This window comes from Selenomonas sp., from assembly GCF_057272215.1.
Genome location: NZ_DBHIUY010000002.1, coordinates 22,078 through 47,231 on the forward strand (window position 1 = coordinate 22,078; position 25,154 = coordinate 47,231).

At 56.8% G+C, this 25,154-nt stretch carries 21 protein-coding genes; all 21 read right to left on the reverse strand.

The window, feature by feature from the left end:
* Positions 1 to 41 precede the first annotated feature (41 nt).
* Positions 42 to 1,496: an O-linked N-acetylglucosamine transferase, SPINDLY family protein gene (locus tag ACO5Z0_RS02000; protein ID WP_485648997.1), complete on the reverse strand. Its 1,455-nt coding sequence runs from the start codon at positions 1,494 to 1,496 to the stop codon at positions 42 to 44.
* Positions 1,493 to 6,544 carry an O-linked N-acetylglucosamine transferase, SPINDLY family protein gene (locus ACO5Z0_RS02005; protein WP_485648998.1) on the reverse strand — a complete coding sequence of 1,684 codons (5,052 nt, stop codon included), beginning with the start codon at positions 6,542 to 6,544 and terminating at the stop codon, positions 1,493 to 1,495. The genes ACO5Z0_RS02000 and ACO5Z0_RS02005 overlap by 4 nt, the downstream gene beginning before the upstream one ends.
* Positions 6,519 to 8,903: a glycosyltransferase gene (locus ACO5Z0_RS02010; RefSeq protein WP_485648999.1), complete on the reverse strand. Its 2,385-nt coding sequence runs from the start codon at positions 8,901 to 8,903 to the stop codon at positions 6,519 to 6,521. Before ACO5Z0_RS02010 ends, ACO5Z0_RS02005 begins: the two co-directional genes overlap by 26 nt.
* The gene (locus ACO5Z0_RS02015; protein ID WP_485649000.1) at positions 8,900 to 11,731 is read right to left on the reverse strand and encodes a glycosyltransferase family 2 protein; all 2,832 of its coding nucleotides are present in this window, start codon (positions 11,729 to 11,731) and stop codon (positions 8,900 to 8,902) included. The genes ACO5Z0_RS02010 and ACO5Z0_RS02015 overlap by 4 nt, the downstream gene beginning before the upstream one ends.
* A gap of 225 nt (positions 11,732 to 11,956) precedes the next feature.
* The gene (locus tag ACO5Z0_RS02020; protein ID WP_485649001.1) at positions 11,957 to 12,781 is read right to left on the reverse strand and encodes a PD-(D/E)XK nuclease family transposase; all 825 of its coding nucleotides are present in this window, start codon (positions 12,779 to 12,781) and stop codon (positions 11,957 to 11,959) included.
* A 143-nt stretch (positions 12,782 to 12,924) separates the two neighbouring features.
* Positions 12,925 to 14,244 carry a flagellin N-terminal helical domain-containing protein gene (locus ACO5Z0_RS02025; protein WP_485649002.1) on the reverse strand — a complete coding sequence of 440 codons (1,320 nt, stop codon included), beginning with the start codon at positions 14,242 to 14,244 and terminating at the stop codon, positions 12,925 to 12,927.
* Positions 14,245 to 14,596: 352 nt separating this feature from the next.
* Positions 14,597 to 14,932 (reverse strand): hypothetical protein, encoded by a 336-nt coding sequence (locus ACO5Z0_RS02030; protein WP_485649003.1) that lies wholly within the window; start codon positions 14,930 to 14,932, stop codon positions 14,597 to 14,599.
* Entirely contained in the window at positions 14,932 to 15,381 is a 450-nt protein-coding gene (fliS, locus tag ACO5Z0_RS02035) for a flagellar export chaperone FliS (protein WP_442672424.1), read from the reverse strand. The genes ACO5Z0_RS02030 and fliS overlap by 1 nt, the downstream gene beginning before the upstream one ends.
* Before the next feature lie 24 nt (positions 15,382 to 15,405).
* On the reverse strand, positions 15,406 to 17,115 hold the full coding sequence (gene fliD, locus ACO5Z0_RS02040; protein WP_485649004.1) for a flagellar filament capping protein FliD: 1,710 nt from the start codon (positions 17,113 to 17,115) through the stop codon (positions 15,406 to 15,408).
* Between the two features lie 12 nt (positions 17,116 to 17,127).
* A complete protein-coding gene (locus ACO5Z0_RS02045; protein WP_485649005.1) occupies positions 17,128 to 17,655 on the reverse strand; it encodes a flagellar protein FlaG in 528 nt (175 codons plus the stop codon).
* A 123-nt stretch (positions 17,656 to 17,778) separates the two neighbouring features.
* Positions 17,779 to 18,006: a carbon storage regulator CsrA gene (gene csrA, locus ACO5Z0_RS02050; protein ID WP_485649006.1), complete on the reverse strand. Its 228-nt coding sequence runs from the start codon at positions 18,004 to 18,006 to the stop codon at positions 17,779 to 17,781.
* A complete protein-coding gene (gene fliW / locus ACO5Z0_RS02055) occupies positions 18,007 to 18,483 on the reverse strand; it encodes a flagellar assembly protein FliW (RefSeq protein ID WP_442672420.1) in 477 nt (158 codons plus the stop codon).
* 11 nt (positions 18,484 to 18,494) lie between these two features.
* Positions 18,495 to 19,085, reverse strand: coding sequence for a DUF6470 family protein (locus ACO5Z0_RS02060; RefSeq protein WP_442676095.1), 591 nt, complete (start codon positions 19,083 to 19,085; stop codon positions 18,495 to 18,497).
* Between the two features lie 16 nt (positions 19,086 to 19,101).
* The gene (flgL, locus tag ACO5Z0_RS02065) at positions 19,102 to 20,445 is read right to left on the reverse strand and encodes a flagellar hook-associated protein FlgL (RefSeq protein ID WP_485649008.1); all 1,344 of its coding nucleotides are present in this window, start codon (positions 20,443 to 20,445) and stop codon (positions 19,102 to 19,104) included.
* Between the two features lie 10 nt (positions 20,446 to 20,455).
* On the reverse strand, positions 20,456 to 22,201 hold the full coding sequence (gene flgK / locus ACO5Z0_RS02070; RefSeq protein ID WP_485649009.1) for a flagellar hook-associated protein FlgK: 1,746 nt from the start codon (positions 22,199 to 22,201) through the stop codon (positions 20,456 to 20,458).
* 67 nt (positions 22,202 to 22,268) lie between these two features.
* Positions 22,269 to 22,748: a flagellar protein FlgN gene (locus ACO5Z0_RS02075; RefSeq protein ID WP_485649010.1), complete on the reverse strand. Its 480-nt coding sequence runs from the start codon at positions 22,746 to 22,748 to the stop codon at positions 22,269 to 22,271.
* A gap of 3 nt (positions 22,749 to 22,751) precedes the next feature.
* Entirely contained in the window at positions 22,752 to 23,237 is a 486-nt protein-coding gene (locus tag ACO5Z0_RS02080; protein WP_442676091.1) for a flagellar protein FlgN, read from the reverse strand.
* A gap of 39 nt (positions 23,238 to 23,276) precedes the next feature.
* Entirely contained in the window at positions 23,277 to 23,570 is a 294-nt protein-coding gene (locus tag ACO5Z0_RS02085) for a flagellar biosynthesis anti-sigma factor FlgM (RefSeq protein WP_442672414.1), read from the reverse strand.
* Between the two features lie 202 nt (positions 23,571 to 23,772).
* Entirely contained in the window at positions 23,773 to 24,111 is a 339-nt protein-coding gene (locus tag ACO5Z0_RS02090) for a flagellar protein (RefSeq protein ID WP_485649012.1), read from the reverse strand.
* A gap of 210 nt (positions 24,112 to 24,321) precedes the next feature.
* Positions 24,322 to 24,681, reverse strand: a complete 360-nt coding sequence (locus ACO5Z0_RS02095) for an arsenate reductase family protein (protein WP_442676089.1) — start codon at positions 24,679 to 24,681, stop codon at positions 24,322 to 24,324.
* 46 nt (positions 24,682 to 24,727) lie between these two features.
* Positions 24,728 to 25,153, reverse strand: a complete 426-nt coding sequence (locus ACO5Z0_RS02100; RefSeq protein ID WP_485649013.1) for a rhodanese-like domain-containing protein — start codon at positions 25,151 to 25,153, stop codon at positions 24,728 to 24,730.
* Between the last annotated feature and the right edge of the window lies 1 nt (position 25,154).

Sequence of the window (25,154 nt, forward strand, 5' to 3'; positions counted from 1 at the left end):
GTTCGTATATCGAAAAAGCACGGAAACAGCTTAAACGATTCTCACGCATTCAGCCAAGCCAGCCAGACATCCTCGTACATCGCCTCGACTTCCCGCACATAGCTCCTGCCGTCCATGACGGGCGAACGCTGCATCATGGGGCGCAGGCTCTTGTGCAGGGCTTCGAGCAGCTCGCGGTCGGCGGCGAGTGCGGCGGCTCTTTCGATGTATTCTTCCGGCGTCGCCGCCGCGAGTTCGCCGAGACCGACGTTTTCCAGAAGCGACAGACCGAAGCGCGTGCCGTGGCGCGTGCCGGCAAGCGTGACGACAGGCGTGCCCATGTAGAGCGCCTCACACGTCGTGCCGCCGCCCGTGTAGGGGAAGGTATCGAGCGCTATATCCATGTCCATATATTCATGAATGTACGCACGCGTCATGGGGCGCACCTCGATCTGTTCCGGACGATAGCCGAGAGAAACCGCCCGCTTCTTCAAGACGTCGGGCTTCCATGCCTTGAGCAGAAGGAGCGAGCCGGGCGCCCGTGCAAGAAGGGAGAGCCACAGGCGCAGCATCTCATCGGAAATCTTTGCGGAGTTATTGAAGCAGCCGAACACGATCCGTTCATGCGGCTGCCAATCAATCGTACTCTTGAACACTTCCTCGAACGGCGTGTAGCAAAAATGCGAGTGTGAAAGGCGCACGAGCTTTTCTGAAAAATGCGCATCGCCCCTTCCCTGCGGATCGAGAAAGATGTCCGACAAGTAATAATCGACCGCCTTGAGCCCCGATGTGCTCATGTAACCCAACCCCGAGACCTGCACGGGCGCCGCCTTATAGCCGAGCGTCGCCAAGCCATGCCCGCCGTCCGTATGACCGCTGAGATCAAAGAGGATATCGATCTCGTCTTCAGCGATTTTCGAAGCACGTTCCTTCGCCTCCGAAAGCGCCAGATTGCACCAAATATTGCCGAAGGACTGCATCTGCTCCGCCGCTGCATCGAACACGCCGCCGAGATCGTAGCAGTAGACTTCAAAGCGTTCACGGTCAGCGAGTGCGAGAAGCTGCATCATAAAACAGCTCATGACATGCGTCTTGAAGTTCGATGAGAGGTACCCGACGCGAATCTTTTCGTGGCGGCGGTGTCGCTCGCGCTCATGGGGCAGCTCTTCCTCGGGACGGAAAAATCGGCTGTAGGCAAAGTGCGCTTCTGCCAGCTCCTCATCGCTCACCTGCGGCAGATAGTGGCAGAGCATGAGGTAATCACTGTAGAGCTTCCTCTGCTGCGCGAGGTAAGGCGCGGACACGACCGCTTCCAGATAGGAAGCGGCAGCTTCCTCGATGCGCCCGACGAAGTGCAGGAAGTAGCCGAGCCTGCCGCAGAGGAAGCTCTTCTCCCCACGATCAAGTTCTGCCCCGCGCCTTTGCAGCAAGTATTCGATGCGCTCCGCTCCCTCATCCCATCTCGCTTCATTCTGCAAGACGGCAAGCTCCTCCGTGATCTTCGAAAAATCTTTCATCTGCGTCTTTCTTCCTCCTCTCTTCGTTCCATCGCCATGCAGTAAAAACGCTCCAATTCTTCCATGTAGCGCGTCGCCTGCATGACGGGCGACGCGGCAAAACGTGCGCGAAGCGTCTTGTGCAGTTCGTCCAAAAGCTCCCTATCCTTAGCGAGCGCCGCCGCTTTCTCGATGTACGCCGTCCCATCGGCAGCAGCAAGCTCAGAGAGTCCGATGTTCTTCAAAAGCGACAGCCCGAAGCGTGAGCCGCGCCGTCTGCCGAAGCGCGTGATGACAGGCACGCCCATATAGAGCGCGTCGCATGTCGTGCCGCCGCCCGGATACGGATAGGTGTCGAGCGCGATGTCAACCGATGCGTAGCGCTCCATGTAGTCGCTCGTCGCAGGCTCCAAATCGACGCGTGCGACGTCGATCTTCGCCTTCGCCATACGGCGCAGCACCTCTTCTTGCATCGCAGGTGCAAAAAGCTCCTGACACTTGACGAGCAGCCGGCTCTTCGGCACACGCGCCATGATTTCACGCCAGCAGAAGAGCATTTCCTCCGTGACCTTGTACCAGTGGTTGAATACGCCGAAAACGATATATCCCTTCTCTCTGCACGGTGCGCCCGCCGGCTTCGGCACGTCGCTCTGCGCCGTGTAAAGAAACTGGCTCGTCAGATGCACCGGCTCTTCTATGAAAAAGCCGTCGTGGCTTCCCGGCGGATCAACGATATCGTCCGTCAGAAAATAATCGACCGCTGAAAGCCCCGTCGTATTGACGTAGCCAAGACCCGAGACCTGCACGGGCGCGGGGCGATAGGCGAGCACGGGCAAAGCGCCGCCCGCGCTGTGACCTGCAAGGTCTACAAGAATGTCGATCTCATCGGCACGAATTTTCGCAGCAATCTCCGCATAAGACAGCCCTGCTGCCTCACGCCAAACCGTCGCCTGCTCTTTCAGCGCTTCCGTGAAACCGTCCGCCGTCTCGTTCAGCGAATAGGCGTAGACATCGAACCGTGCGCGGTCAAAGCGCACAAAAAGCCCGTAGATGAAAGAGAACATGACATGTCGGCGAAAATCGGGCGACAGATAGCCGACGCGAATCTTGCCGTGCCTTTTCCATGCGCGTGCGGCAAGCGGCTCGATCTCCGCGAGGAGCTTTTCATAGCCTCGATGCGCGGCGAAAAGCTCCTCCTGCCCGATCTCCGTACTGTGCAGCGCAAGCAGATACGAGCTGTACGCTTCGCTGCGCAAACGAAGGTCGGTCGCAAGATCGGCGGCTTTGCGGTAGGCTTCGGCAGCTCCGTCGGCGTCGCCGAGCATGTAGGCCGCATGTGCCTCTGCCAGTACGAGACGATGCCGGAAGGGGCGCGTCTCTTCCGTCTCTTCCGTCCGCGCCTGTGCCTTCTTTACACTCGCAAGCGCCGCCTTATGGTCGCCCGCTGTTTTTTGCGCTTCGGCAAGAAGATGCAGGATCTCGGGCATTTCTTCCTGCGCCTTTTCCTGCGCCTTTTCGAGATAAAGACGCGCACGCGCACTTTCCTGCCGTTGGAGCGCCGCAAATCCCATGCTCATAAAAAGACGTTTAGAAGCGGCGTCAAGCGCCGCCAGCCGATCAGCTGCGGCAAGAAAGCGCCGCCAATCGCGGGCGGCAAAGGCTTCGTCCGCTTCCTTTTGCAGCTTTGGCACGAGCTTTCTGCGCATCTTCCGGCTGTCCTCGCCCAGCCAATGCGCCCAGATCTTTTCGTATGCCGCTTCTATCTGCACCATATAACGCGCCGCATCCATCAAGGGCGAGGCTTCCATGCGCGTGCGCAGCGTGCGGCGCAGGACGGCGAGCCTTGCCGTATCGGCGGCAAGCGCACACGCCTTCTCGACATATTCCTCATCCGTATGCGCACAGCAGATGTCGGCAAGACCGATATTCGTCAAAATACTCGCACCGAAGCGTGCGCCGTGTCTCGTACCCGTGCGCGTGACGACGGGCACGCCCATATAGAGCGCGTCGCAGGTCGTGCCGCCGCCGGGATACGGGTAGGTGTCGAGCGCGACGTCCACATCGCCGTAGGCGGCGAGATATTCGGCAGTATGGCCTTCCGTCTTGACGCGCGATAGGTCAATGCCTGCCGCCGTCAAGCGGCGAAGCGCCGCATCCCTGCCGTCCGCCGCATCGAACACCGCCGTCTTGAGAAAGAGGTGCGCACGCGGCACGGCAGAAAGAATCTTCGCCCAAAGGCGCAGCATCCGATCCGTGACCTTCGCGAAATTGTTGAAGCTGCCGAAGGTGATGAAGCCCTTCTCTTTCGCCGGCAGCGGCGCGATCTTAGATCGCTCGCCCGCACGGCTCGCACGGTAGCAGAGATGACTTTCGGGCAGGCGAAGAAGCTTCTCCGTGAAGCAGTCGTCGTTTTTTCCATGCGGGTCGGTATGCACGTCCGTCAGGAAATAATCGACCGTCGAAAGCCCCGTCGTATCGAAGTAGCCGATGCCCGAGATCTGCACGGGCGCAGGACGCAGCGCGAGTACGGGAAGCGCATTGTTCGCACTGTGTCCCGAAAGATCAAAGAGGATGTCGATCGCATCGGCGCGAATCTTTTCCGCGATCTCCGCCGCCGTCCGGCCGCCCACATAGCGCCAAGCCGACGCATGAGAGGAAAGCTCTGCCGCCATCGCATTCTCCCCCGACAGCGAGTAGCCATAGACCTCAAATCGTTCCCGATCGAAGTGCGTGAAAAAGGCAAAGCTGAAAAGTGCGACGATATGAAAGCAAAAATCGGGAGAAATGTAGCCGACGCGAATCTTTTCGCGCCGACTGCGCGTATGCCTGATCGGCGGCACATCGGCAAACAGCCTGCCATAGCGGTGCGCCGCATCGAGCATGAAGCGCGGCTCGCGCTCGACGTAGTGCAGGGCAAATAAGTAGTTGCTCCAAGCAGACGCCCTGTCTGCCTGCGTCTCTGCAATGTCGAACGACGCTTTCTCCGCACGCAGAGCCTCCTCTACCTCGCCGATGCTGCGTCGAATGCGTGCGATGAGATTGTACGCGAGCGTGCGCTCGCTGTTTGCCAGAGAACCGAGCGAGAGCGCACGCTGCGCATCATCGAGCGCCTCGCACCAGCGTCCAAGCAAAAATACGGCGCGTGCATGCAAAAGCAGCCCGAAACCATCTTCCCGCTCGGCAAGATAGAGCTGCGCCGCCCGCTCGGCGTTTTCTCCTTCCTCAGCATCAATGTAAAGCCCCGCCGCAAGCCGCCATACCTCGCGCGTCGCCTTGCCTGCGGCGAGGAGCGCATCGGATGCAGCAAGCGCCTGCCGCAAATCCCCCGCAGCAAAAAACTGTTTGAGCGCGATGGAAAGCCGCACGCACGCCTCCGGCGAGAGCGCAGAATCCGCCGCATCAGACGCAGCAAGCGCAGCTTCGTAGCCGGCTTCGAGCGCAGCCGTATAAGAAGCGGCGTCCATCAAAGGAGATGCTTCCATCATCGACCGAAGATTCTTATGCAGCGCGGCGAGCAGCTCCGTATCCTGCGCAAGCGCCGCCGCTTTCTCCACATACTCCGCCACATCCCGCGCCGCCAGGTCCTGAAGCCCCAGATTGGCGAGAATGCTGTAGCCGAAGCGCGAACCGTGCGAATCGCCGCGCAGCGTGACGACAGGCACGCCCATATAAAGCGCATCGAATGTCGTGCCGCCGCCGGGGTATGGAAAAGAGTCGAGCGCTATATCGACGTCATGGTACTCATGCAGATATTCGCGTGTATCGGGGCGCAGCTCGACGCGCGCAGCATCGACGCCCGCCGCTTGCAGACGTGCAAGCGCAGCGGCGCACCCCTCTTCGCTCGAAAAAGCGGCGGACTTTAAGAGCAGCCGCGACGCAGGCACGGCTTCGAGAATCTGCGCCCATGCCCGAAGCGCCTCGTCGGACGCCTTGGCAAAAGCGTTGAAGCTGCCAAACGTCACGAAGCCGTGCGCAAGGCACGGCAAAGCGCCCGGCAGCGGTGCATCTGCCGCTGGCGTATAGCAAAGGTGCGTATGCAAAAGGGCAAGCAGTTTCTCCGTGAAAAACGGCGCGTTCCTCATGCCTGCCGGCGCTCCATCAAGCCACACATCGCCGATCATGTAATCGACGGCAGAAAGCCCCGTCGTCGCGAAATAGCCGATGCCCGACATCTGCACGGGAGCGGGGCGGTACGCCAGCACGGGAAGCGCCGTGCCGCGCGTATGTCCCGCAAGATCTACGAGAACGTCAATGCCGTCCGCATAGATGCGCCGCGCTGCATCCAAGGCCGAGAGCGGCGAGATATTGCGCCAGACATCCACGAGATGCATGATGCGGCGGCTTTCCTCGTCCTCAGGACCGTTCTGATAGCAGTAAACCTCGAAGCGCTTCGCATCGTACTTCGTGAAAAGCGCCTCAGCAAAACGCAGGACGACGTGGCGGCGCAAATCGGGGGAAATGTAGCCGATGCGAATCTTGCGCCGCTTTTGCAGGCGGCGATGGATGAACGGCTGCACGTCGCGGAATATTTCTCCATAGGCACAGTGTGCGCGGTACGCTTCTTCGGGCGGTACACGCAGGAAATGCAGTCCGAAGAGGACGTTGCTCCATGCCGTCGCACGGCTGGCGGGATCTTCTGCGGCGGCAGCCGCTTTTTCGTACGCAGCCGCCGCTTCCTCCGCCAGCCCCAAGACCCGCGCCGTCTGCCCGAGCAGATTGCAGACCTTCTCGGCATAGGCAGGCGCAAGTGCGCCCTCGCGCTGCAGCAGCGCGAGAAGCGCATCACGCGCAGAAAGAAACTGCCCCCGAGCGAAAAGAATCCGCGCCGAGAGGAACGCACCGTAGACCGACTGCGGCTCCTTCTGCAGGAGCGACGCGACCAGCGGCTCCGCCCCCGCATAGTCGCCAGCCTCGATATGGATGCTCGCGGCAGCGCCGAGCACTTCCGTCTCTGCCGCAGCATCTTTCGCCAGCTCGCACACGGCGTCCATTGCGCCGTCAAAATCGCGCACAGCGAGGCGTGCGCCGATTCTCTCGCGCAGCCTATCCTTTTCCTTTTCGCTTGCCATGCGTCCGCTCCTTTTTCTTCATCTTCTCCAACATGCGCCGCACGCCGCGCATCGCCTCTTCGTACACCTGCCAGTAATCGCCCGCCGCCGCACGGTCGAAGCGGTCGCGCTCCGTCAGATATTCACCGTACAGAAGTTCGAGCGGCTTTCGATACTCTTCCTCCGTCTTGAGGTATACGCGGCGGCGATAATACTCCTCAATGATTCTCAACCATTCCAAACGGCTCAAAAGGATGACCCCCGCCTGCTGACCTTCCTGTCCTTCGTGACGGCGATAGCAGCTCAAGGGCTTCTGGAAGAAAATGCAGTCGCCCTTTTCGAGCAGCTCCAACCACATCGCCACGTCAGAAATCGTCTTGTAGCCTCGGCTCTCCGCATTCCAGTAATGGTGCTTGAGATCATCCCTTCGAAAAAGCACAGCCGACGGCTCGCCGAGGAAATTGCGCCAGCCGAGCAGCGTCTCCTTGCCGACGATCTCGCCGGCAAATACGGAATAATCCGCCTCGCTTTCAGGCACGCACGCCGCATACGGATTCGGCTGCATACGTCCTTCGGCATCGATCAAGGCGCGTCTCGACGTCACGAGCTTCGCCGCAGGATTCTCGCGAAACGCCTGCATCATCCGCTCGATCTTGCCGTCGAGCAAAATGTCATCGTCCATCAGCCACTGCAAATATTCACCGCTCGCCAGATGTTCAAACGGCGCGAAGTTCTCCTCCTTCGTCTTTGCGTCTCTGTTTCGATGATATTGCAGGCGCGAATCGCCCAAATATTTCTCGATCAAGGCTTCCGTCGCCTCATCCGTACTGTTGTCGCAGACGATGATCTCAAGATTTTCATACTTCTGCCGCAAAGCGCTCTGGAGAGCCAATTCAAAAAACTGCGGGCGGTTATACGTCGGAATCAGAATACTGACGCGCGGCAGCGCCTTCGTGCGCCAACGATTCTTATACATGTCGCTGAGAAGGATGGCAGCGCTGTCCGTCTCGGGCAGACTGCCCTCGGCTCCCTTCGCCTCGGCAAGCAAGGCGGAAAAGCTCTTGAGCCGCGCCGAAAGTTCCATCGCCGCTGCGTCCATGCGCCCTGCCGCCGCATAGAGAAGCGCCTCATCGCGCTGTCCGGTCGGCAAAAAACGCGCGTAATAAAGCAGGACAGGCGTCAACGTGCGTGCGCGAAGAGCCGCCACGATGAACGGCGCGTCCTTCTCCTTATCATAGAGCGTATCAAAAAGAGCAATGACATCTGTCGGCTCCTGTCCCGCGAGCGCATCATAAAGCGCAAGAAAGAGATTCGTATCATAAGGATACTCTTTGACCGCACGCAGGAAAAGATCAAATGCCTCGGCAGGACGCCCCTGCATCATCTCAATCTTTCCGAGCGCAGCGCAGACAAAAGGAAGCATTTGCAGCGAATTATCCGCACGAAGCGAGACAGGCGCCTTCTCCTTGAGCTTCATACCGCGGCGGAACATCCTTTCCGCCAGCAAATAATCGCACTCTTCCCAAGCCAACAGCCCATATTCCATAGGGAACTCCGCGAGATCCGGATACTTTTCCATCGCCTCTTGCAATACGGGCAAAATCTCTTCCTTCGGCCGCTTTTGCGCGAGCAGCGCACGCACAAGCCCCCAATATTCAGCGCCCTCGCGTCCCAGGTAGACGATCCCGCTCGCCATCGCCCTTCTTGCGCATTCAGCCGCCTTGGCAAAATCCCCCAAGCCATAGTAACAGTCCATGTAATGCAGCGCATCGTCGGCAGATTCCCCCTCGACCGCTTCCCTTTGCCGCAGAAACGCAAGGTTGCGTTCGAGCTTTTTGCGGATAAGATGCTGCGAATAACCCGTATGAAAAATCACCAGCTCGGATGTCGCAAACATCTCGTGCTGCGCCTTGCGCCTATCGACAATCCGCTCATGAATCTTCCCTTCATAGCGAAGATCGGGGCTGTTCTTGAAGATGCGCAGCTGGAAGATGGCGCCGGTGAAACGATTTCCCTGATCCTTGTCGATGTTGATGAGACGGCAGATCACACCGACGAGGGGCTTCGGGCTACGTTCCACCTCCGCCAGCATCGGGCGCACTTTGCCAATGGTCTGCGGACTGAAATACTCGTCGGCGTCGAGGAAAAGGATCCAATCGCCCTGCGCCTTATCCAAGGCGCAGTTCTTCGCAGCAGAAAAGTCGTTTTGCCACGCATGGTGAAAGACGCGTGCGCCCGCCGCCTTCGCCAGTTCAACGGTGCGGTCGGTCGAGCCGGTATCGACGACGATCATCTCGTCAGCGAGCTTTTTCATCGAAGCGAGCCATGTGCCGATATTCTCTTCCTCGTTCTTTGTGATCACGCAAGCGGAAAGCTTCATGCCATGACCTCCTTCATCCACGCTTCATAAGCGGCAATATCCTTCGCCTGAGAGCCCATCTCCCGCGCACGGGAAAAGGCTGCACGCGCCGCCATAGCATCGCCCGCGCAATAAAGCGCGACACCCGCATCGTGCCAGAACGCAGCGTCGGCTGCGGCTGAGTCCGCCGGGATCTCCGCAAAAAGCACGCACGCCGCCTGCCACTTCTCCTCCGCCAGAAGGACGGCTGCCGCCTCACGCTTCTTCTCCGGCGTCATATCGGAAAGCAGTCGTACATAAAGAAGCAGCGCATCCTGCGGCAGCCTCTTTACGAGCATCGGCAAAAACGCCGCACAGGAATCCCAAAGCTCCGCAGCAAACGGCTCTCCCTTCGCATAGCAATGCAAAATCTCCTGCATCGACGGCAGAAGCGGCTGCATCTGCGCCGCATACGCACGCAGAGGATGTCCCTGCGCCACAGACTGCAAGAGGAAGCAGAACAGCTCTTGCATCGTCCCCACGACGTTCTTCATCGCCTCCCCCGCCATGCGCTGCCAGTCCCCTGCCTGCCAGGCGACAAGGCAATCCGCTTCAGGCAGGCGCTCGCCGAAGAGCGCCGTCAGCTCCGCCGCCGCATCAGCGGCAAGTTTCGCCTCTCCGGCAGACATCGCCCAGCGTGCAAGATAGCACAGAGCCTCCGCCGTATGCGGGAAAAACTCGCGCAAAGTTTCGCCGCATGGCACGCCAAAAAGTCTCTGCCATGAAGCGAGTGTCTCCTCGCTGAACGGATGCAGACGCAAAGAGGCGGCAAGCGCCGCCTTCGCCTTTTCTCTCTCGCCGAGTGCAAGATAAATCTCTCCCAGGCGACGCCATGCGACAGGGGCGACCGCAGCAAAGCACGATGCCTGCCATACAGCGCCCGTTTCACGCCCTGCAAGAGAAAAAGCGTGTTCAAACGATGCGGCAGCCGCTCTGAGCTTCCCCATCGAAGAGAGGATCATGCCCTGCTCTGCATAGAAATCCGGCAGGTCGGGAAAATCTTCCATCGCCTTCTGCGCCAAAGCAAGCATATCTTCCGCTGCCATCTTGCATTCCCGCATCGCATACAGCGCCGTCTTATACATATCGCTGTCGCTGCCCACAGCCGTCGCTGGAGAATCGAGCGCCAAAACGGCATAATAAAGCGCTTTCTTCCAGTCGCGAAAAGCGATGTAGCAATCTGCCAGATAGCGATAATGCCCGGGCTGCTCGCCATTCTTTTCGATGTCCGCCTGCAAGAGCGCGAAGTTCCTCTCGATCTTCTTCATGACGCGGCCCGAAGAGTAGCCGAGATGATAGACAAGCAGATGTTTCTTTTCCAGCTTGATCTCAAGCTGCCCTTCCCTCTTTATGACCATCTCATGAATACGCCCGGAAAAGGCGATATCCGCACGACGACGGAAAAGCCGCACGGTCGGAAATCGCTGGATCTCCTTGAAATGATCGTCCTCGTCAAGATTCGCAATCGTCAGTATCACCGCCTCGATCATCGGCTGCTCAACAGAGAGTGCCGCAAGGTACGGACGCACGATCTGCGGATTCGCAAAATACTCGTCGGCGTCGAGAAACGCGACCCACTCGCCCGTCGCATGAGAAAGCGCTTCGTTCTTCGCCGCCGCAAAATCGTCGCGCCATACATAATCGCAGACGTATGCGCCTGCGGCTTCGGCAAGCGCCTTTGTCTCATCCTCCGACCCCGTATCGACGACGATGCGCTCGTCGCTGTAAACCGCCGTATTCTCCAGCCAGCGCGGCATATCATGCGACTCATTCCGCGCGATGGTACACGCTGAAATCGTCAGTGTCTTTTCCCTCGCCACGATCTTTTGCCAAAGAGCCGCACGCTCCTTTGCTACGACAAGCATCGCCTCGTCAAATTCCATCGCCTCGCCGTCCTCCTCGTGCCTGGCATAGGCGCGAAAAGCTTCTTCCATCGCCGTGATCGCCTCAGAAAAATTCAGCTCACGCGCCAGATGCTCGGCATATTCGGCATGAAACTCCGGCAGAAGCGGAAAGTCGCGCCGCGCTTTCTCCAACACATGCGTGCGCTCCTCCCCCGCAGGCAAAGTGTATAGAAGCATACGATAGCAGCGGCTTGCGAAGAGTACAGGACGCGGCCCCCCCTCGATATCAAGCCGCGCATAGTGAAGCGCACGCTCCGTATCGCCGACACCTTCATACGCTTCGGCGAGATAACGATAGAGATCCTCCTCGTTTTCCGTCTGCTCCAATTCCCGCAAAAGAAGCCGCAGATTGCGCTCCGCTTTTCCCTTCGCTCGGCTCGCCGTATAGCCTGTATGAAGCAGCACAAGAGATGCCTCCGGGATAAACGCAAGGCGCAGTCCACCACCCGCGCGCTCGATATGCTCATGGATGCGCCCCGCATAGCGAATCTCGGGAGAACGACGAAAAGCGCGCACGACATACGTGTGGTTCAGGCGTTTTTCTTCCGCACCATCGACATCGAGATTCACGATCTTCACGGCAAGCGCGTCATAATCTGCCGCAGCTTCCAGTACAGCGCGGAGATTCCCGCGCGTTTCTGTAGAAAAGCGCTCATCGGCATCAAGAAATACGATCCAATCCCCTATGGCACGAGCGACCGCCTCGTTACGCGCCGCCGCAAAGTCATCGCACCATGCGCCTCGAAAGAGCTTCACCTTGGGCAGAGCCTCCGCGACGCGGCATGTATCGTCCTCAGATCCTGTATCATAGACGATGATTTCATCGACGCTCGCCGCTATGCTCTCAATGGATGCAGCAAGATTCGCACTCTCATTCTTTGTGATATAGCAAGCTGAGATTTTCATATCATACAAACGCCCCTTCAGATAAATCACCGAGCCTATACAGCCATTTCACGGACATATACAACTATCGAATCGTGTATCGTGATAAAACGCGAGAAACTTAACGTGACCTGCCCCGCTCCATACGACACACGCAAAATGAAAACTGCGATTCTGCTCACAAAAAGCAAAATCGCAGCATATATTCATGAATGTTTTGTCGTTCTATCCTAAGAAAAAGCGGGATCAAAGCAGACTGTGCATCTTACCAAGCTCTCTCACTCTTTCCAGCGAGAACTTCGACAGATGCGCGATTGTTTCAATCGGCATCTTGCCCCGCAGCATTTCCAGGACAATATCCGTTTTTCCTTGTGCCATTCCTTGTGCCATTGCTTCTTTCGCAATATCTTTTGCAAAATTTTCCATCACTTCACTCATGAACCTCGTTCCTCCCTCTGTTTCTTTAAGATACCTTACTCGTTCCGCCAACACGTCATAATACATATCCTCGGCTCGCGTACAATGAAAATCGTGCATCAGTCTGCCGAGCGGTGTAGTCAGATCCATCATAGAACTGTTGACATAAATGATATGAGATCCATCTTGAAAAGTTGTGTTGCTGCCTTTTATCGTTCTTTCAATGACATACATCGACTGGCTCATACTCAAGACATCTGTCTCTGTGATGAAGATCACATACGATTCCGGCAGTCTGTCGTAATCTTCTCCCGAAAGCAAAGTATTGGCGTCCATAAGGCTGCTGTTATATCTCGCTCGCCGTTCTGCAGCGCCTTTGCCTCCGCGCTGAATTTCAATATTGAATTCCTGCTGATTCGCCCATGCATGGATGTCCAGTCGCACACTGCGTCCTTGCAGATTTTTCAATGTATCTTGCGTGATCACTTTCGTTGCTCTAATATTCGGATTGCCTAAAATGATCTGCAGAACCAGATCGACACATTCCAAGTTGTCTTGAAATGCCGCCGTCATGAAATCATCATCAAGAAGGCGAAATCCTTCCAAGATCACCAGAAACTTCTGCCGCCATTTTTCCTTCTCGTCTCGCTCCACAATTTTCTCCTTATTTCTCCTACTTGATTTTTTCTTTATTATACTATGAAAACTCTTTTGCGCACAATAAAAAATCAACACAAAAAAAAGAACCTCCCCCAAGGGGGAGGTTCTTGATAGCTCTTGTTGTAATTCTGACGAAATTACTGGAGCAGGCTGAGAACGCCGGAGCTGGACTGGTTCGCCTGAGCGAGCATAGCCTGAGCAGCCTGCATGAGAACGTTGTTCTTCGTGTAGTTCGTCATCGCCCTTGCCATGTCGACGTCGCGGATGGTGGACTCGGAAGCCTGGACGTTCTCGCTTGCCGTCGTCAAGTTCTGGCTCGTGTAGTTCAAGCGGCTCTGAACAGCGCCGATCGTCGTCTGCTGGTCGAGTGCCTTGCTGATCGCGTTGTCAAGAACGTTGATAGCAGCGTTCGCCTTGTCGCGCGTGCTGATGTTCAGCGTAGCGCCGTCCGAACCCTGGAGGCCGAGAGCCTGCGCGCGCATATCGGTCATGCCGACACGGATCGCCTGGTTGGCGCGCGTGCCAATCTGGAAGTTCATCGAGTTGTCCTGCGAGTTATCCTGCGCACGAACCGTCTCGTTGAACGCATCAAGAACGGCGTTCGCGGACTTGTTGATGTTGCCCTGCGTATCCGTGATGCTGAACGTGATGCCGCCGAGGGACTTGCCGACGCCCGTGCCCGAAGCGTAGAGCGAGATCGCGCTCTCACCGGAAGCCGTGTAGACCGTGTCGCCTGCGACGTTCGTGCCGATGATGGACGAAGCGCCGATTGCCTTACCCGTACCGTTTACGCCATTCGCGCTGAGACCCGAGATCTTACCGATGATATCTTCGAGCGTGTTCGTCGATACCTTGAAGGTCGTCGTCTCCGTCTTGCCCTGGTTGACGTAGGAAACCGTAATCGAATCCTGCGAGTGGATATTCAGATTGCGGCCCGTACGATCCTGGAGCTGCGTGAGACCCGAGCCAGCAGCCGTCGCCGTGCTCATCGACTGGTTCGTGAACGTCGTCGTCGTAGCCGTGACCTTCTGATTGTGCGTGCCGTCGACGAGGTACTTGCCGTTGAACGTGATGTTCGCGTTGTCGTTGATCTGGTCGATGCTCTGGTTGAGCTCCTTCTGGATCGTCGCGCGGTCATCGTCGGTGTTCGTGTCGTTCGCAGCGTTGATGACCTTCTCCTTGAGGGTCTTGAGGATGTCAACCGTGCTCGAAACAGCGCCTTCAGCAACCTTCATCATGCTGTTGCCGTTCTGCGTGTTCTGGTTGTCCTGATCGAGCGAACGGATCTGGACGCGCATACGCTCGGAAATCGCATAGCCCGAAGCGTCATCGACAGCGCCGTTGATCTTCATGCCGGACGAAACCTGCTTGAGGCTCGTCGAGAGTGCGCTCTGATTCTTGTTCAACGTGTTCAGCGTGTTGACCGCCATCATGTTGTTCTTAACTACCAATGCCATTTGTCTTTTCCTCCCTGGTTGTTCCCATTTCTTCTTCTGCCGGGCATCCTTGTCCGGTGCTTGAGACGGCTGCGCCGTCCCCGCGCCCTGTGGCGCAAATAAGCAAAGCAGGCGTTTTCCGCTTTTGCTGCATGCCGCCGCTAGCTAGCTTCATGCAGCGGGTTTATCGGAGACCCGCCTGGTTGCTGACGTTTGGTGAGCGGCAAGTCTTTCTTGCCTTTGCTCAATAAGTTTATCGGTGGGACGCTGATTTTTCTTAAGCGTTTTTTGAAACTTTTTTCCCGACGACGAAAATTTTTCTCTCGCTTACCTCTGCAAGTGCGCCATCTTGGATGCGGCATCCCTGCAAAAGCTACATCTCACGATTCACGAGATGTCCGCTGGGGTCGAAGCCTCGGACCTCGTAATCGCGCACAGCTTCGTGCTGCGTGCGCGACTTATTCAGCCAGACTTTCGTATTGTAGATGAGCTGCATCTCCAGGGGCTTGATCTGTTCGAGGAGCGTGCGTCCTTCCTGCGTCACCTTGAATGCCTCTATACTGCACTCTTCCATCTGTCTGAAGATCTCCGCCCTCTGTGCGTCGAGGTCGAGGAAGCGATCGACGTCGTCCTCCTTGAGGAACTTCAGCATCTCGCGTGAAAGTTCCAGATACAGACGCCAAAGCTCCTCGGGTGTGCGCGTCTCCATCACGCGCCCTCTTTGGGCGGCGTAGTCGATATTTCAGGCACGGGCGGTACTGCGCCTTCGGCTGTCTCACCCGTTTTTTCGGCGCGCGCCTTCTTCATCGCCTGCGCCCAAGCATCGCGAAGCTCGCGGATGATGCCCGCCGCTTCGTCGATCTTTCCCGCATCGCTGTCCAAATTGCCCTGCACAAGGCAGTCGTAAACGTAGTTGTACAGCGGCAGGAGCTGGTGCGAGATCTCATAGTCAAAATCGAGCGTCACGCGAAATTCCGTGATGATTTTCTCCGCCTTGATGATCGAATTGTTCGCCGACTCGTAGTCCTTCTTCTCCAGAGCTTCTTTGCCTTCCGACATGAAGCGCAGCGCTCCGTTATAGAGCATGAGCGTCAGGGCCTCGGGCGTCGCCGTCATGATCTGCTGCCTTTTATATGCTTCCGCTGCTGCATTTACCATTCGTTTTCCCCCTGCTTTCCTTTATCATTTCGCGCCGAAAAGCGAGTTGTACATGCCGTTCATGCGCTGCAGAGACGCCTCCATCGCATCGTATTTCTTGTAAAGCTGATTTTGGAAGTCGTCCAAGAGATGCTTGAAGTTCTTCATCTTCTGCTTCTGCGAACGGATCAGATTTCCGAGCGTCGACGAATCGTCCCAGTCGGACTTCGTGCCTGCTTCCTTGCTGATCTCTTTCATGCTGTCCAAGGCGACCTTCGACAAGCGCATCGAGATGCCGGAGTTCTTGAAATCGTCTTTTTCATCCAAACTGCCGAACACGCGGTAGACGGAATCCGGATCTTCCGCCAGCGCCTTCTTGAGCTTGTCTTCGTCGAGCGACAAATGTCCGTAGTTGTTGCCGACCTTCGTCGTGATACCGAGCGCCGATGCTGAATTGTACTTCGATTCAGCGGACGCCACAGGCGTCGCGACCGCCTCTCTCATCTTGCTGATGAGCCTGCCGAGATATGTGTTGTGGTAGAGAAGACCGCCCTTCGCCTTTTCGTTCCAGCGCTTGATCTGCTCTTCCGACATGCCCTTTTCCTGTTCCTTCGTCAGCGGGTCGTAATCCTTGTCGTGCTGGGTGTTGTACTGCTTTTGCAGTTCATCTATAAGCTTGTTGTAGCTTTCGACAAATTTCTTTACCTTGTCGACGACGGCGTCTACATTCTGCGAGACGGATACGGTGACGGTCTGCCCCGGCTGCGTCTTGTTGAGGAAGTTGTAGGTGACGCCGCCTGCAACGAGGCGGTTCTCATCGACGACATACTCTCTGCCGTCGACCTTGACCTTGCCCGCCGTACCGCCGAACTTCTGCTCTGTGCCCTGCGTGAAGGCGGGCAGATTCGTCAAGCTGTTCGTCGACTGGTCGAATTTTGCGAGGTGCAGGTTGTTCACAAGCTGCGTCGAACCTTTGTCGAGCGACTTGATGCTGACGACGTTCTTGGCTCCGCCGCTCTTGTTGTAGATGCTGAAGGAGCCCGTCGCTGCATCGTAGCTCGCGTTGAAGTTCGCCTTGTGAGCGACGTCTTTCGGTCCCTTCGGCGGACGTTTGGCGTTCTGTATACTGCTCGCAAGGTCGTTGAGCGTTTTCTTGTTCTCCACAAGTTCCTTGAACGTATACTTGACGTGATAGATGTCGTCCGCAGAAGCCGGATCTTTGTCTGTCAAATCCATGTTGATCGCCGTGTCGCTCTCATTGACGATGGCATCCGTACCGTCGGCATAGTAGACGTGATACTTCTTCGTGCCGTCGGGATTCGTGCCTGCCGCTTCGATTTTCTTGAAGGCGATATCGGCAAGTTCCGTCGACTGCGCTTTTGCCGGGTTGACCGAGGAGCGCGTGATCGGCGCATTCGATACGAGGTAGGCGTTGGACGCCAATCGCTCGACCGTGACCGTATGGCTCATGACGGATGCCGCGCCGTTTGCGTTGACCTTGACCGTCTTATCATCCGAGCTTGACGCGCTCTTCGCCGCCATATCAGACTGCTTCTTGTAGTTCGTCAGCTCAGAAAGATTGTATGTGTTGACCTTGTTGTAAAGTTCGTTGAGCGCGGCTTTCGTATATTCGTTCGTCATTTCGCGCTTATACATCTTGTCGTATTGATTCTGCTTTCCCTTCATACCCATCTTGACGAGCGATTCTACGTCAAGACCCGAGCCGGAAAGACCGTAAATTCCGTTTACACCCATGCTGCTTCCTCCTTACGCCGGCTGATCCAGGAACGTGCCGATCCATTCGCGCGTCTTTTCCATGCCCTTGATCATGTACTCGGGCGGCATCTCTTTGATGAGCTTGCCCGTTTTCTTCTCAAGCATACGCACGCTCATGACGTCAACTTCCTTGTGGTACTCAAAAGCGAGGTTGCAGTTCATACGGCTCATGATGCGGTTGATCTCCTTCATGAGGTACGTCATCTGCGACTCGTCGAGCGGCTTGTCCTTGCCGAGCTTTTTCTTCTGCTCTTCTTCCGTCGCTTCCGTCTTTGCCTTCGCCGCTTCGCTGATCTCTCGCGCTTGGAGCTGCGTGTCCAAGTGTGCGTCCACTACGGCGGCGGGTGAATCCGCAAAGGCGGCGTCGCCTGCCTGCAGGCTGCCCGCCGCGCTCGCCGCCTGCCGCCCTGCACTGTCTGCAGGCGCGGCAGGCGCCTGCGCCGAGCCGCTTCCCACGGCAAGATCGGTCATCTGCATAACAGCAGCGGCGCCGAGTGCGTCCTGAATCTTGCTTATCATGTTTTCTCCCTCCATAGATAAAAATATATGCAATCCCTTGTTTGCCGGGCGCTTCCTGCGCCGGACAATGCAGAAGCTTCCTGCCCCCGCAAGGAACGGCTTCTATGCTTACGCCGCAGCTGACTATCCGTCCGCCTGCGGCAGCGCCCCTCTGAGGTCGATCGCCACGGGCGCCGCCGCCCGCTTGTTTTCGTCCTGTATGGCGCGGTATATCTCGCCGCGATAGATCTTCACCTCGCGCGGCGCTTCAATGGCGATGCGGACATTATCTCCCTGCACTTCCACGACATGAACGACAATGTCGTCGCCAATCATAATCTGCTGGCGCGGTTTGCGCGTCAATACCAACATTCACTTCGCCTCCCGCTCGCTTTTTTCTTTGCCTTCCGCTCCCGATTTTTTCGGAAAAAGCTTGTGCTTCGTCCGATAGGCGCTCTTATCGAGGACGACTTGCCGTCCTTCGTTCGTGCGGCTGTTGATGACGATCGGCGCGAGAAGGTTGGCGGTCATCTCATGGATGTCATTGCCCGGGATCGTCAGCAGCGTGTAGAGCAGAAGATCCTCTTGATTTTCAAGAGCAAGACTCTCCAAGACGTCATCTTCCAGGCGAAATTCATAGTCGGGGAAGAAAATGAAGGGAATCACCATCAAAAAAGCGAGATCCGGCGTCGCTGCCGACTGCAGAAAGACGTAGGGACTTTCTTCGTCGTATGGAATGATGATAAAGTCGTGCTCGTCTTCGAAAGCGGGAAGTCCGGCAGAAAAATGAATGATCTTGCTTTCGTCCTCCTCGATTTCTCCAAAACGTGTCGTAGTGATCTTTCTCATGCTTTTCTCCCCTATGCGTATATATCGTAATGCCCAATGGAAGTCCACATGTGAATGGAGCCTTCCACCTTCATATTGTAGTCGATGCTGCCCGGCTCGTAGGCGATGTCAGCAAACGGCTCCGAGCGTATGTCTATGCTGTGCTCTCCCACATCAGGCGTGCCCTTCAGCTCCGCCGGGTGCACGGTGATCTTCGGACGCGGAATGGGCTTTAGCTCTATTTCCTTGCGCTCGCTGATTTCCGCTTCGATCTTATGCTTCGCCTGCTTCTGGAAAAAATTCGCATTCGGCTTTGCCGCACCGTCAATGATCTGCCACGCCTCGCTTGAGCGGCGGCTCGTACCCTGCTTCACGCCCGACAGCCCTGCATTCTTGAAATCCGCGCAGAGATCGGCGTCCTTCCGAAAGCCGTAAGCCTTGCGGCTCTCGTAGCTGTCGATGTCGATGCGCACCTGCGTCGTGCCGAGATCTGCACTCGCTTCGCGCCGCCGCCCATGCATCTTTGTCGGCGTCATGCTCGTCTTGAACTTGAAGGAACGCGCCTGCCAGCCGAGCATCGGCAGCGTATGCCGCACGTTGAGATACGTCATGTTGGAAAGCATGGCGCGCCTCCCCTCCTTACCTCAAGTAGTCGGTCAGCGTCGGCGGCAGGATGCGCGAACCGACGGAAAGCGACATGTTGTAAATCGCCGAAGCCTGCATCATCTGGACGGCAAGTTTCGCGACGTCCGTGCTGTTCGTATCGGAGATGTCCTGCTTGATGGCGGTAGCATAGTCGCCAAGGATCTCCGACATCCCCTTGTAGACGTTGTGACGCGCCGCGATATGATCCTGCGATATGACGACGTTGTTGTGAGACTCATCGGCAAGCGTCACGCCGTCGGAGATCAGCCAGTTGACATCGGACGAATTCACCTTCTCCGCGACGGTCAGCATGTCGTTGAGCGCCGCCGTGCCCGACTGCGTGTTGCCCGAGTTCTCGTCGTCGAAGATGTCCGTGCCGAAGATGTCGCCTGCGGTCGCATTGACGGTATCAGCCGTCGGCTCGACGGCGCCGTTTTTCTTAACCATAGAGATCTGCTTGAAGTCACCCTGATACTTGACGATCTGCTGTTCGATGGTCTTGAGTGTGAACTTCACGGGCTTGCCGTTGACGGTGTGGTTAAATTCCCAATCAACACCCGCGTGCGCCCCTGCCGGAGGCGTCGTCGATGCATCCTTGATTTGTCCCGTATTGAGGAAGTTCTCCGAAACATTGAACGGGTGGCTGGGAAGCCTGCCTACACTATCCGTTGCCGGATTCACCGTCGTCTGTCCTGCCGCAACTTTCTTCTTGTAGCCGTCCTTCATGAAGTCGTACGAGTAGATGTAGCCTGACTTCGTATCGAGATAGTATTCGTTGCCGTCGCTGCCTTTGAGTGTGAGCATCTGCTTCATGCGGCCCGACACGTTCGTATCCTTGAAGAATTTCGACTGCTGATCGTCGAGCGTCTTGGGAATGCCGCGCGCGACTTTCTTTTCCGAGAGAAGGAACGGCTGCGTGAGGTCGGACTGTCCGGAGAAAATATAGCGGTCGCCCTGCTGTGAGTTGCCGAGGGAGACGATCTCATGCAGCTTCGCCGTCATCTCCTTGGCAATCGCCGCCATGTCCGTTTTCTGATGCGGCGACTGCGCCGCCTGGATCGTCTTTTCCTTCAGCGTCTTGAAGATGTCCGCCATGCCTGACACAGCGCCGTCCGTACGCTGCATCCACGACTTTCCTGCCTCGACGTTCTTCTGATACTGCTCGTTCTCGTTCTGCTCCGTGCTGTAGCGCAGCCAGTTGGAGTAGCGCACAGGGTCGTCCGACGGGCGACGCAGCGACTGTCCGTCCGACTGCTCCATGAGCTTTGCCTGCTCTTCTGCGGCGTCGTTCAGCTGCTTTTGATAGCGCGAAACCATGTGCAGACTGCCAATTCTCATTTACTTCACCTTACCTTCCCACCAATCCCGTGTTGTTCACGAGACGGTCGAGCATTTCATCCATCGTCGTCAGGCAGCGTGCACTCGCACTGTATCCCTGCTGAAACTTGATCATGTTGGAAAGTTCTTCGTTCCAGTTGACGCCGGAAACCGACGTGCGCCACGCTTCGATCTGCGTCATGACGTTTTCCTGGAACTTGACTTTCGTATCCATCGCGTTCGCATCAATGCCGAGCGCGCTTGTCACCGATTTGTAATAGTTGTTGAGGGAGCCTGTACCGATGGGGCGGTTTTCCGTCGGACTGCCCACTGTCGGGTTCTTATAGATCGAAAGCCCCGTATCTTTCTGCTCCATATTGAAGATGTTCGTCAGATGGACGGCGTTGCTGCCGTCCGCCGTGCCGTTCATATCGCTCGTCTTATGGACGACGGTGCCCGTGCCTGTGATCTGCGGCGGGATGGTCGCGTTGCTGTAGCTGAAGTTCTGCACATAAGAGTTCTTCGCGTCGCTGTTATCGCCGAAGCCGCGCGCCGCAACCTTGAGTTCGCCGTTCTGCGCCGTAAGTTCGGCGCTGACTTTCATCGCTTTGATGATCTCAAGCCCCTGCAGTTCCTGCGTGTCGCCCGCCGCCGTCGAAAGCGTCGTCGTGTGCGTCGTCACAGGCGGTGAACCCGCCGTCGTCGACGTCTTGTTCGTCACCTTCGCTGCAAGGAGAGACTGGCGTTCCTTATCCCAGACGTAGTATCTGTCATTTCTGCCGAAGAAGTTGAGGTTCGACGTCTTGTCCTTGTCGATACCCGCGCCCGCGCGATGCTGGTCGTTGAACTGCGTCATGAATGTCGCCGCAATATTCGCGAGCTTATCCATGTAGCCTTTATTTTCCTTGATGGAGTCAACAGCGGCCTGCAGCTTGCCGTTGCCCGGCATAAAGAGCGTGTTCGTCTCCTTGAACGTCAGCGAGTAATCGTTGACGCCGTAGCGCTTATTTTCAACGGGGCCATCCATCTTGAGTTCAAGACGCGAAATGCCGTTGACGATCGACGCGCCGCCCGAAACGATCTGGTACATGCCGTTGTCCATTTCGTAGACATGCAGGCTCATGTAACCCGACAGCTTGTCCACGAGGAGATCACGCTTGTCGCGGAGGTCGTTCGCCATAGCGCCGTTCGCCTCGGCAAGCGCGATATTCTTGTTGAGTTCGACAATCTGCTGCGTGATTTCGTTAACGTCTTTGACATTCGTATCCATCTCACGATAGACGAGGTCGATCTGTTTCTGCACATTCTGCGCGGCTTCTTCCAGCCGATCGGCAAACTGTTTGCCCGCCTCAATGACGGACACGCGCTTCGCCGGATCGCTTGCGTAGACGCTCAAGTCGTTCCATGCGCTGTAGAACTTGTGCAGTTCATTTTGCAGCCCCTTGTTCTTGGAGTCGTCGAATACCGTCTCGATCTTGTCATAGTTCTTCTGACGGAACTTCGCATAAGACTCCGTCGCCTCTTCCTGCCAATACTGCTTATCCGCGAAAAAATCGCGGGCTCTCGTCAGCGACTCCGAATCGACGCCGGTGCCGACGAAAAGTCCGCCAAACATGCCGCGCTGTTCAAGCGGGCGCGTAGCTGCGGGATTCACGCGCTGACGCGAGTAGCCCTTCGTATTCGCGTTCGTGATGTTGTGCCCCACGGTATCGAGGGACAGCTGATTTTGATAGATGCCGCGAACCATCGTATTCAGTCCGGAAAATGTCGATCGCATTCTTTCACCCTTTTCCCTTTAGAGGCGTCGTTTCCTCTGCGGTTATACGCTTCTTTCCTATAATCCGTCAGACGCTCGCATCGAACATCTTCGTGTCCGCATTCGTCTGCGCCTTGTCCTTCTCCTGCTCTTTTACAGGCTTGTCATACGTCACATCCGCAGGCGTTCCAGCCATCACATTGATGCTGAAAAGGATGTACTGCATGTGGCGGTCGAGAAGTTCACCGTTCATGGCGACGGCTTCCCGCACCTCACCCATGAGCGCACCCGCCTCCTGCAAAAGCCGCCGGGCAGCTGCGCGCTCCTCGGACGGCGCCGTGCGCGAAAGCAGTTCGGAGAGGTCGCGCGTCGCCGTCCCCTTGAGAAGAAGCGCCTGCCGCTTCTCGATATGCCGCAGTTCGATGAGCAATACTTCCATTGCCTTCGTCTCTCGGCTCATCCAACCGCCGGAGCCGCTGCAGAGCCCTTGCCGCTGCTGTTCCACCGCCTGAAGCAGGCGGCGGCAAATGTCGATCTGCTGCTTGAGCAGCTTGATGATCTCACCCATGATCTACGCCTTGAAATCAAAGCGCCGCTCGCGCGTCACGCTTTCTTCGCCGCCCGCACCGTAAGACGTCCCCGCCGTCGCAGAGCCGATGCGGTTCAAATTCGCCGTCACCGCAGCGAGTGCACTTTCAGCGAGCAGCGTGTTGTTCTCGCCGGTCAGCCGAACTTCCCGCATACGGCGGTCAAGTTCCTCGTGCAGCGCCGCAAGCTCCTGCGCCAGACGCGCATCCGGACAGCGCAGCGTGAGATCGCGCAGCTTCATCGTCGGCTCTATGCCTGTCTCTTTCTCCGCAAGGGATTGGAGCGCTGCTTGACGCCGCTTCTCCAGCTGTTCAACACGAGCCGCCAGCTTTTCCTCTTCCTTCACGACGCGTTCGATTTCCTTGAGGTTCATCGTGGCGAGCGCCTTGTGCTTCTCCTCGCTCGTCTTCAAAAGCTCCTCGTAGCACGAAGAGAGTGCGCCCATGACTTCTTTCATTTCACGCCACATATCCGTCCCCCTCACCGCGACGTTATGAATCCGTCTGCATCAAACGCGCTGATCAAGCATCTTCGCGGCTATATCCTGCGCCGCAACATGATAATTGCCCGCAGCGATCTGCTGCGTGTAAAAATCCACTCTATCCTCACGAACCTTATCATTATCCGCCTTCAAGCGGTTGAGGATTTCGCCGAAGGTTCTGCCTTCCTCGGAAAGCACGACGGCGTCCCTGCGCGGGGCTTCCGCCTGACGCTTCCCCTGCGCCTGTACGGCAGCGAACGCATCACTTGCTGCATACGTGTTGTAGAGCGCCTGTATACGGCCTTGCAGCTGTATGGACATCGCACCTCACCACCTTTCTTTTTTAAGCCGAGAGCAGAGCCTCCACGCTCTTGCTCCCGTCTTTCATGTGTAGTATCGAAAAAAATTTCTCTCAGCTTAAGTTTCGATCCATGAGAAGTTTCTGCGAAAAAGGCGAAACTCCTAGTCTCGCGCCCCTTGTCCATTCGACAAGGACGCATCGACGGGCAAGGAAGCGCAGGCGTCAAATGCGTTCCGCTCCCGCCTTGAAGTCGCGCATACAGCCCGCGCAGTAACGCCCGCGCGTAATCAGCATACCGCAGCTCTCACACGGGTAACTGACCTCAACATCGGTCTGCAGGAAACGCGACTCGTGAATCATCCGCAGGATTACCTGCGGATCCGCTCCCGTTCCTTCCACGATCTTGTCAAGCGTCGCCGCATCCTTATGCGTGTTCACATAGCGGATGATGCGCTCTTCCTCTTCGCGCTGCTTTTCAAAACAATCTGCGCACAGTTTCTGTTTCGGCTGCGCGATAAACAATTTGCCGCACGACGGGCAGTTTTTCAAGTTTCCGTTCATTCCGTCCCTCTCCCTGTAAACTTCTTCAAGACAAGTGAAACTGTCTGACTTTCAATGTATCTATCGTCGCGAATGCCGCCGTTCCTAAGAGTTTTTCAGGGATTTTTCTAAAATTCCCATAAATAAAAGATATGAAGCGGATTCATCCCCTGCCAAGGAAAGCAACAAGGCTGTGCCGGGGCAAAAACCCCATGCACAGCCTCATAAAGATTACCCGAAGCGTTCCTGCCACTCCTGCTCCTTGAAGCCGACGAGGACGAAATCCTCGGCGACGAGGATGGGACGCCTGACGAGCATACCGTCGGAAGCAAGCAGTGCGAACTGCTCATCTTCTCCCATCGCAGGCAGCTTGTCCTTGAGATGCAGCTCTTTGTACTTCAAACCGCTCGTGTTGAAGAACCGTTTCAGCGGCAAACCGCTTCGCTCATGCCAGACACGCAGCTCGGCAGCGGTCGGCTTCTCTTCCTTGACGTCGCGCTCCTCGACCGCAGCGCCGCGCTCTTCGAGCCAGCGGCGCGCCTTTTGGCATGTCGTGCAGCGCGGATACCATACGAAAAGTTTCTTCTCCAAGTACAACTCTCCCCTCTTGCCAGAAGCTGTCCGGCAAAAGCGCGGCTCACTTCACCACGTCGCCGCGCCAATCCATGATGCCGCCGAAGTCAACGATGTTCGTATAGCCCATGTCTGCGAGCTTCGCCGCCGCATCTTGGCTGCGCCTGCCACTGCGGCAGTAGACGAAAATGCGCTGCGCCTTGTCCGAAAGAATCGTCGGCGGTTCCTTCCCGATCGTTTCATTCGGCAGATTGACAGCGTTCGGAATATGCCCATCGGCATATTCTTTCGGCGTGCGCACATCGAGAAGGATGTATCCCTCTTCCTCCGCCAGCATCTTCTGCGCCTCTGCCGCCGAAACCTGCACAAATTTCCTATCCTGTTTCATCTCCGCCGCACTTCCTTTCCCTCCGTCCGCCGCCGAACCTGCGCCGCAGCCCAGCGAAAGAAGCGTCAAGACCACGGTTGTCAAAAGCATAAGTTTTTTCATC

Coding starts and splice junctions, on each gene's coding strand:
- fliW (WP_442672420.1), bottom strand. CDS start 18,483: ATGAGAAAGATCACTACGACACGTTTTGGAGAAATCGAGGAGGACGAA.
- ACO5Z0_RS02030 (WP_485649003.1), bottom strand. CDS start 14,932: ATGGAGACGCGCACACCCGAGGAGCTTTGGCGTCTGTATCTGGAACTT.
- ACO5Z0_RS02100 (WP_485649013.1), bottom strand. CDS start 25,153: ATGAAAAAACTTATGCTTTTGACAACCGTGGTCTTGACGCTTCTTTCG.
- ACO5Z0_RS02045 (WP_485649005.1), bottom strand. CDS start 17,655: ATGATAAGCAAGATTCAGGACGCACTCGGCGCCGCTGCTGTTATGCAG.
- ACO5Z0_RS02090 (WP_485649012.1), bottom strand. CDS start 24,111: ATGAACGGAAACTTGAAAAACTGCCCGTCGTGCGGCAAATTGTTTATC.
- ACO5Z0_RS02005 (WP_485648998.1), bottom strand. CDS start 6,544: ATGGCAAGCGAAAAGGAAAAGGATAGGCTGCGCGAGAGAATCGGCGCA.
- ACO5Z0_RS02015 (WP_485649000.1), bottom strand. CDS start 11,731: ATGAAAATCTCAGCTTGCTATATCACAAAGAATGAGAGTGCGAATCTT.
- ACO5Z0_RS02060 (WP_442676095.1), bottom strand. CDS start 19,085: ATGCTTTCCAACATGACGTATCTCAACGTGCGGCATACGCTGCCGATG.
- flgK (WP_485649009.1), bottom strand. CDS start 22,201: ATGCGATCGACATTTTCCGGACTGAATACGATGGTTCGCGGCATCTAT.
- ACO5Z0_RS02080 (WP_442676091.1), bottom strand. CDS start 23,237: ATGTGGCGTGAAATGAAAGAAGTCATGGGCGCACTCTCTTCGTGCTAC.
- csrA (WP_485649006.1), bottom strand. CDS start 18,006: ATGTTGGTATTGACGCGCAAACCGCGCCAGCAGATTATGATTGGCGAC.
- flgL (WP_485649008.1), bottom strand. CDS start 20,445: ATGAGAATTGGCAGTCTGCACATGGTTTCGCGCTATCAAAAGCAGCTG.
- ACO5Z0_RS02025 (WP_485649002.1), bottom strand. CDS start 14,244: ATGGCATTGGTAGTTAAGAACAACATGATGGCGGTCAACACGCTGAAC.
- ACO5Z0_RS02075 (WP_485649010.1), bottom strand. CDS start 22,748: ATGGGTGAGATCATCAAGCTGCTCAAGCAGCAGATCGACATTTGCCGC.
- fliS (WP_442672424.1), bottom strand. CDS start 15,381: ATGGTAAATGCAGCAGCGGAAGCATATAAAAGGCAGCAGATCATGACG.
- ACO5Z0_RS02085 (WP_442672414.1), bottom strand. CDS start 23,570: ATGTCCATACAGCTGCAAGGCCGTATACAGGCGCTCTACAACACGTAT.
- ACO5Z0_RS02010 (WP_485648999.1), bottom strand. CDS start 8,903: ATGAAGCTTTCCGCTTGCGTGATCACAAAGAACGAGGAAGAGAATATC.
- ACO5Z0_RS02000 (WP_485648997.1), bottom strand. CDS start 1,496: ATGAAAGATTTTTCGAAGATCACGGAGGAGCTTGCCGTCTTGCAGAAT.
- fliD (WP_485649004.1), bottom strand. CDS start 17,115: ATGGGTGTAAACGGAATTTACGGTCTTTCCGGCTCGGGTCTTGACGTA.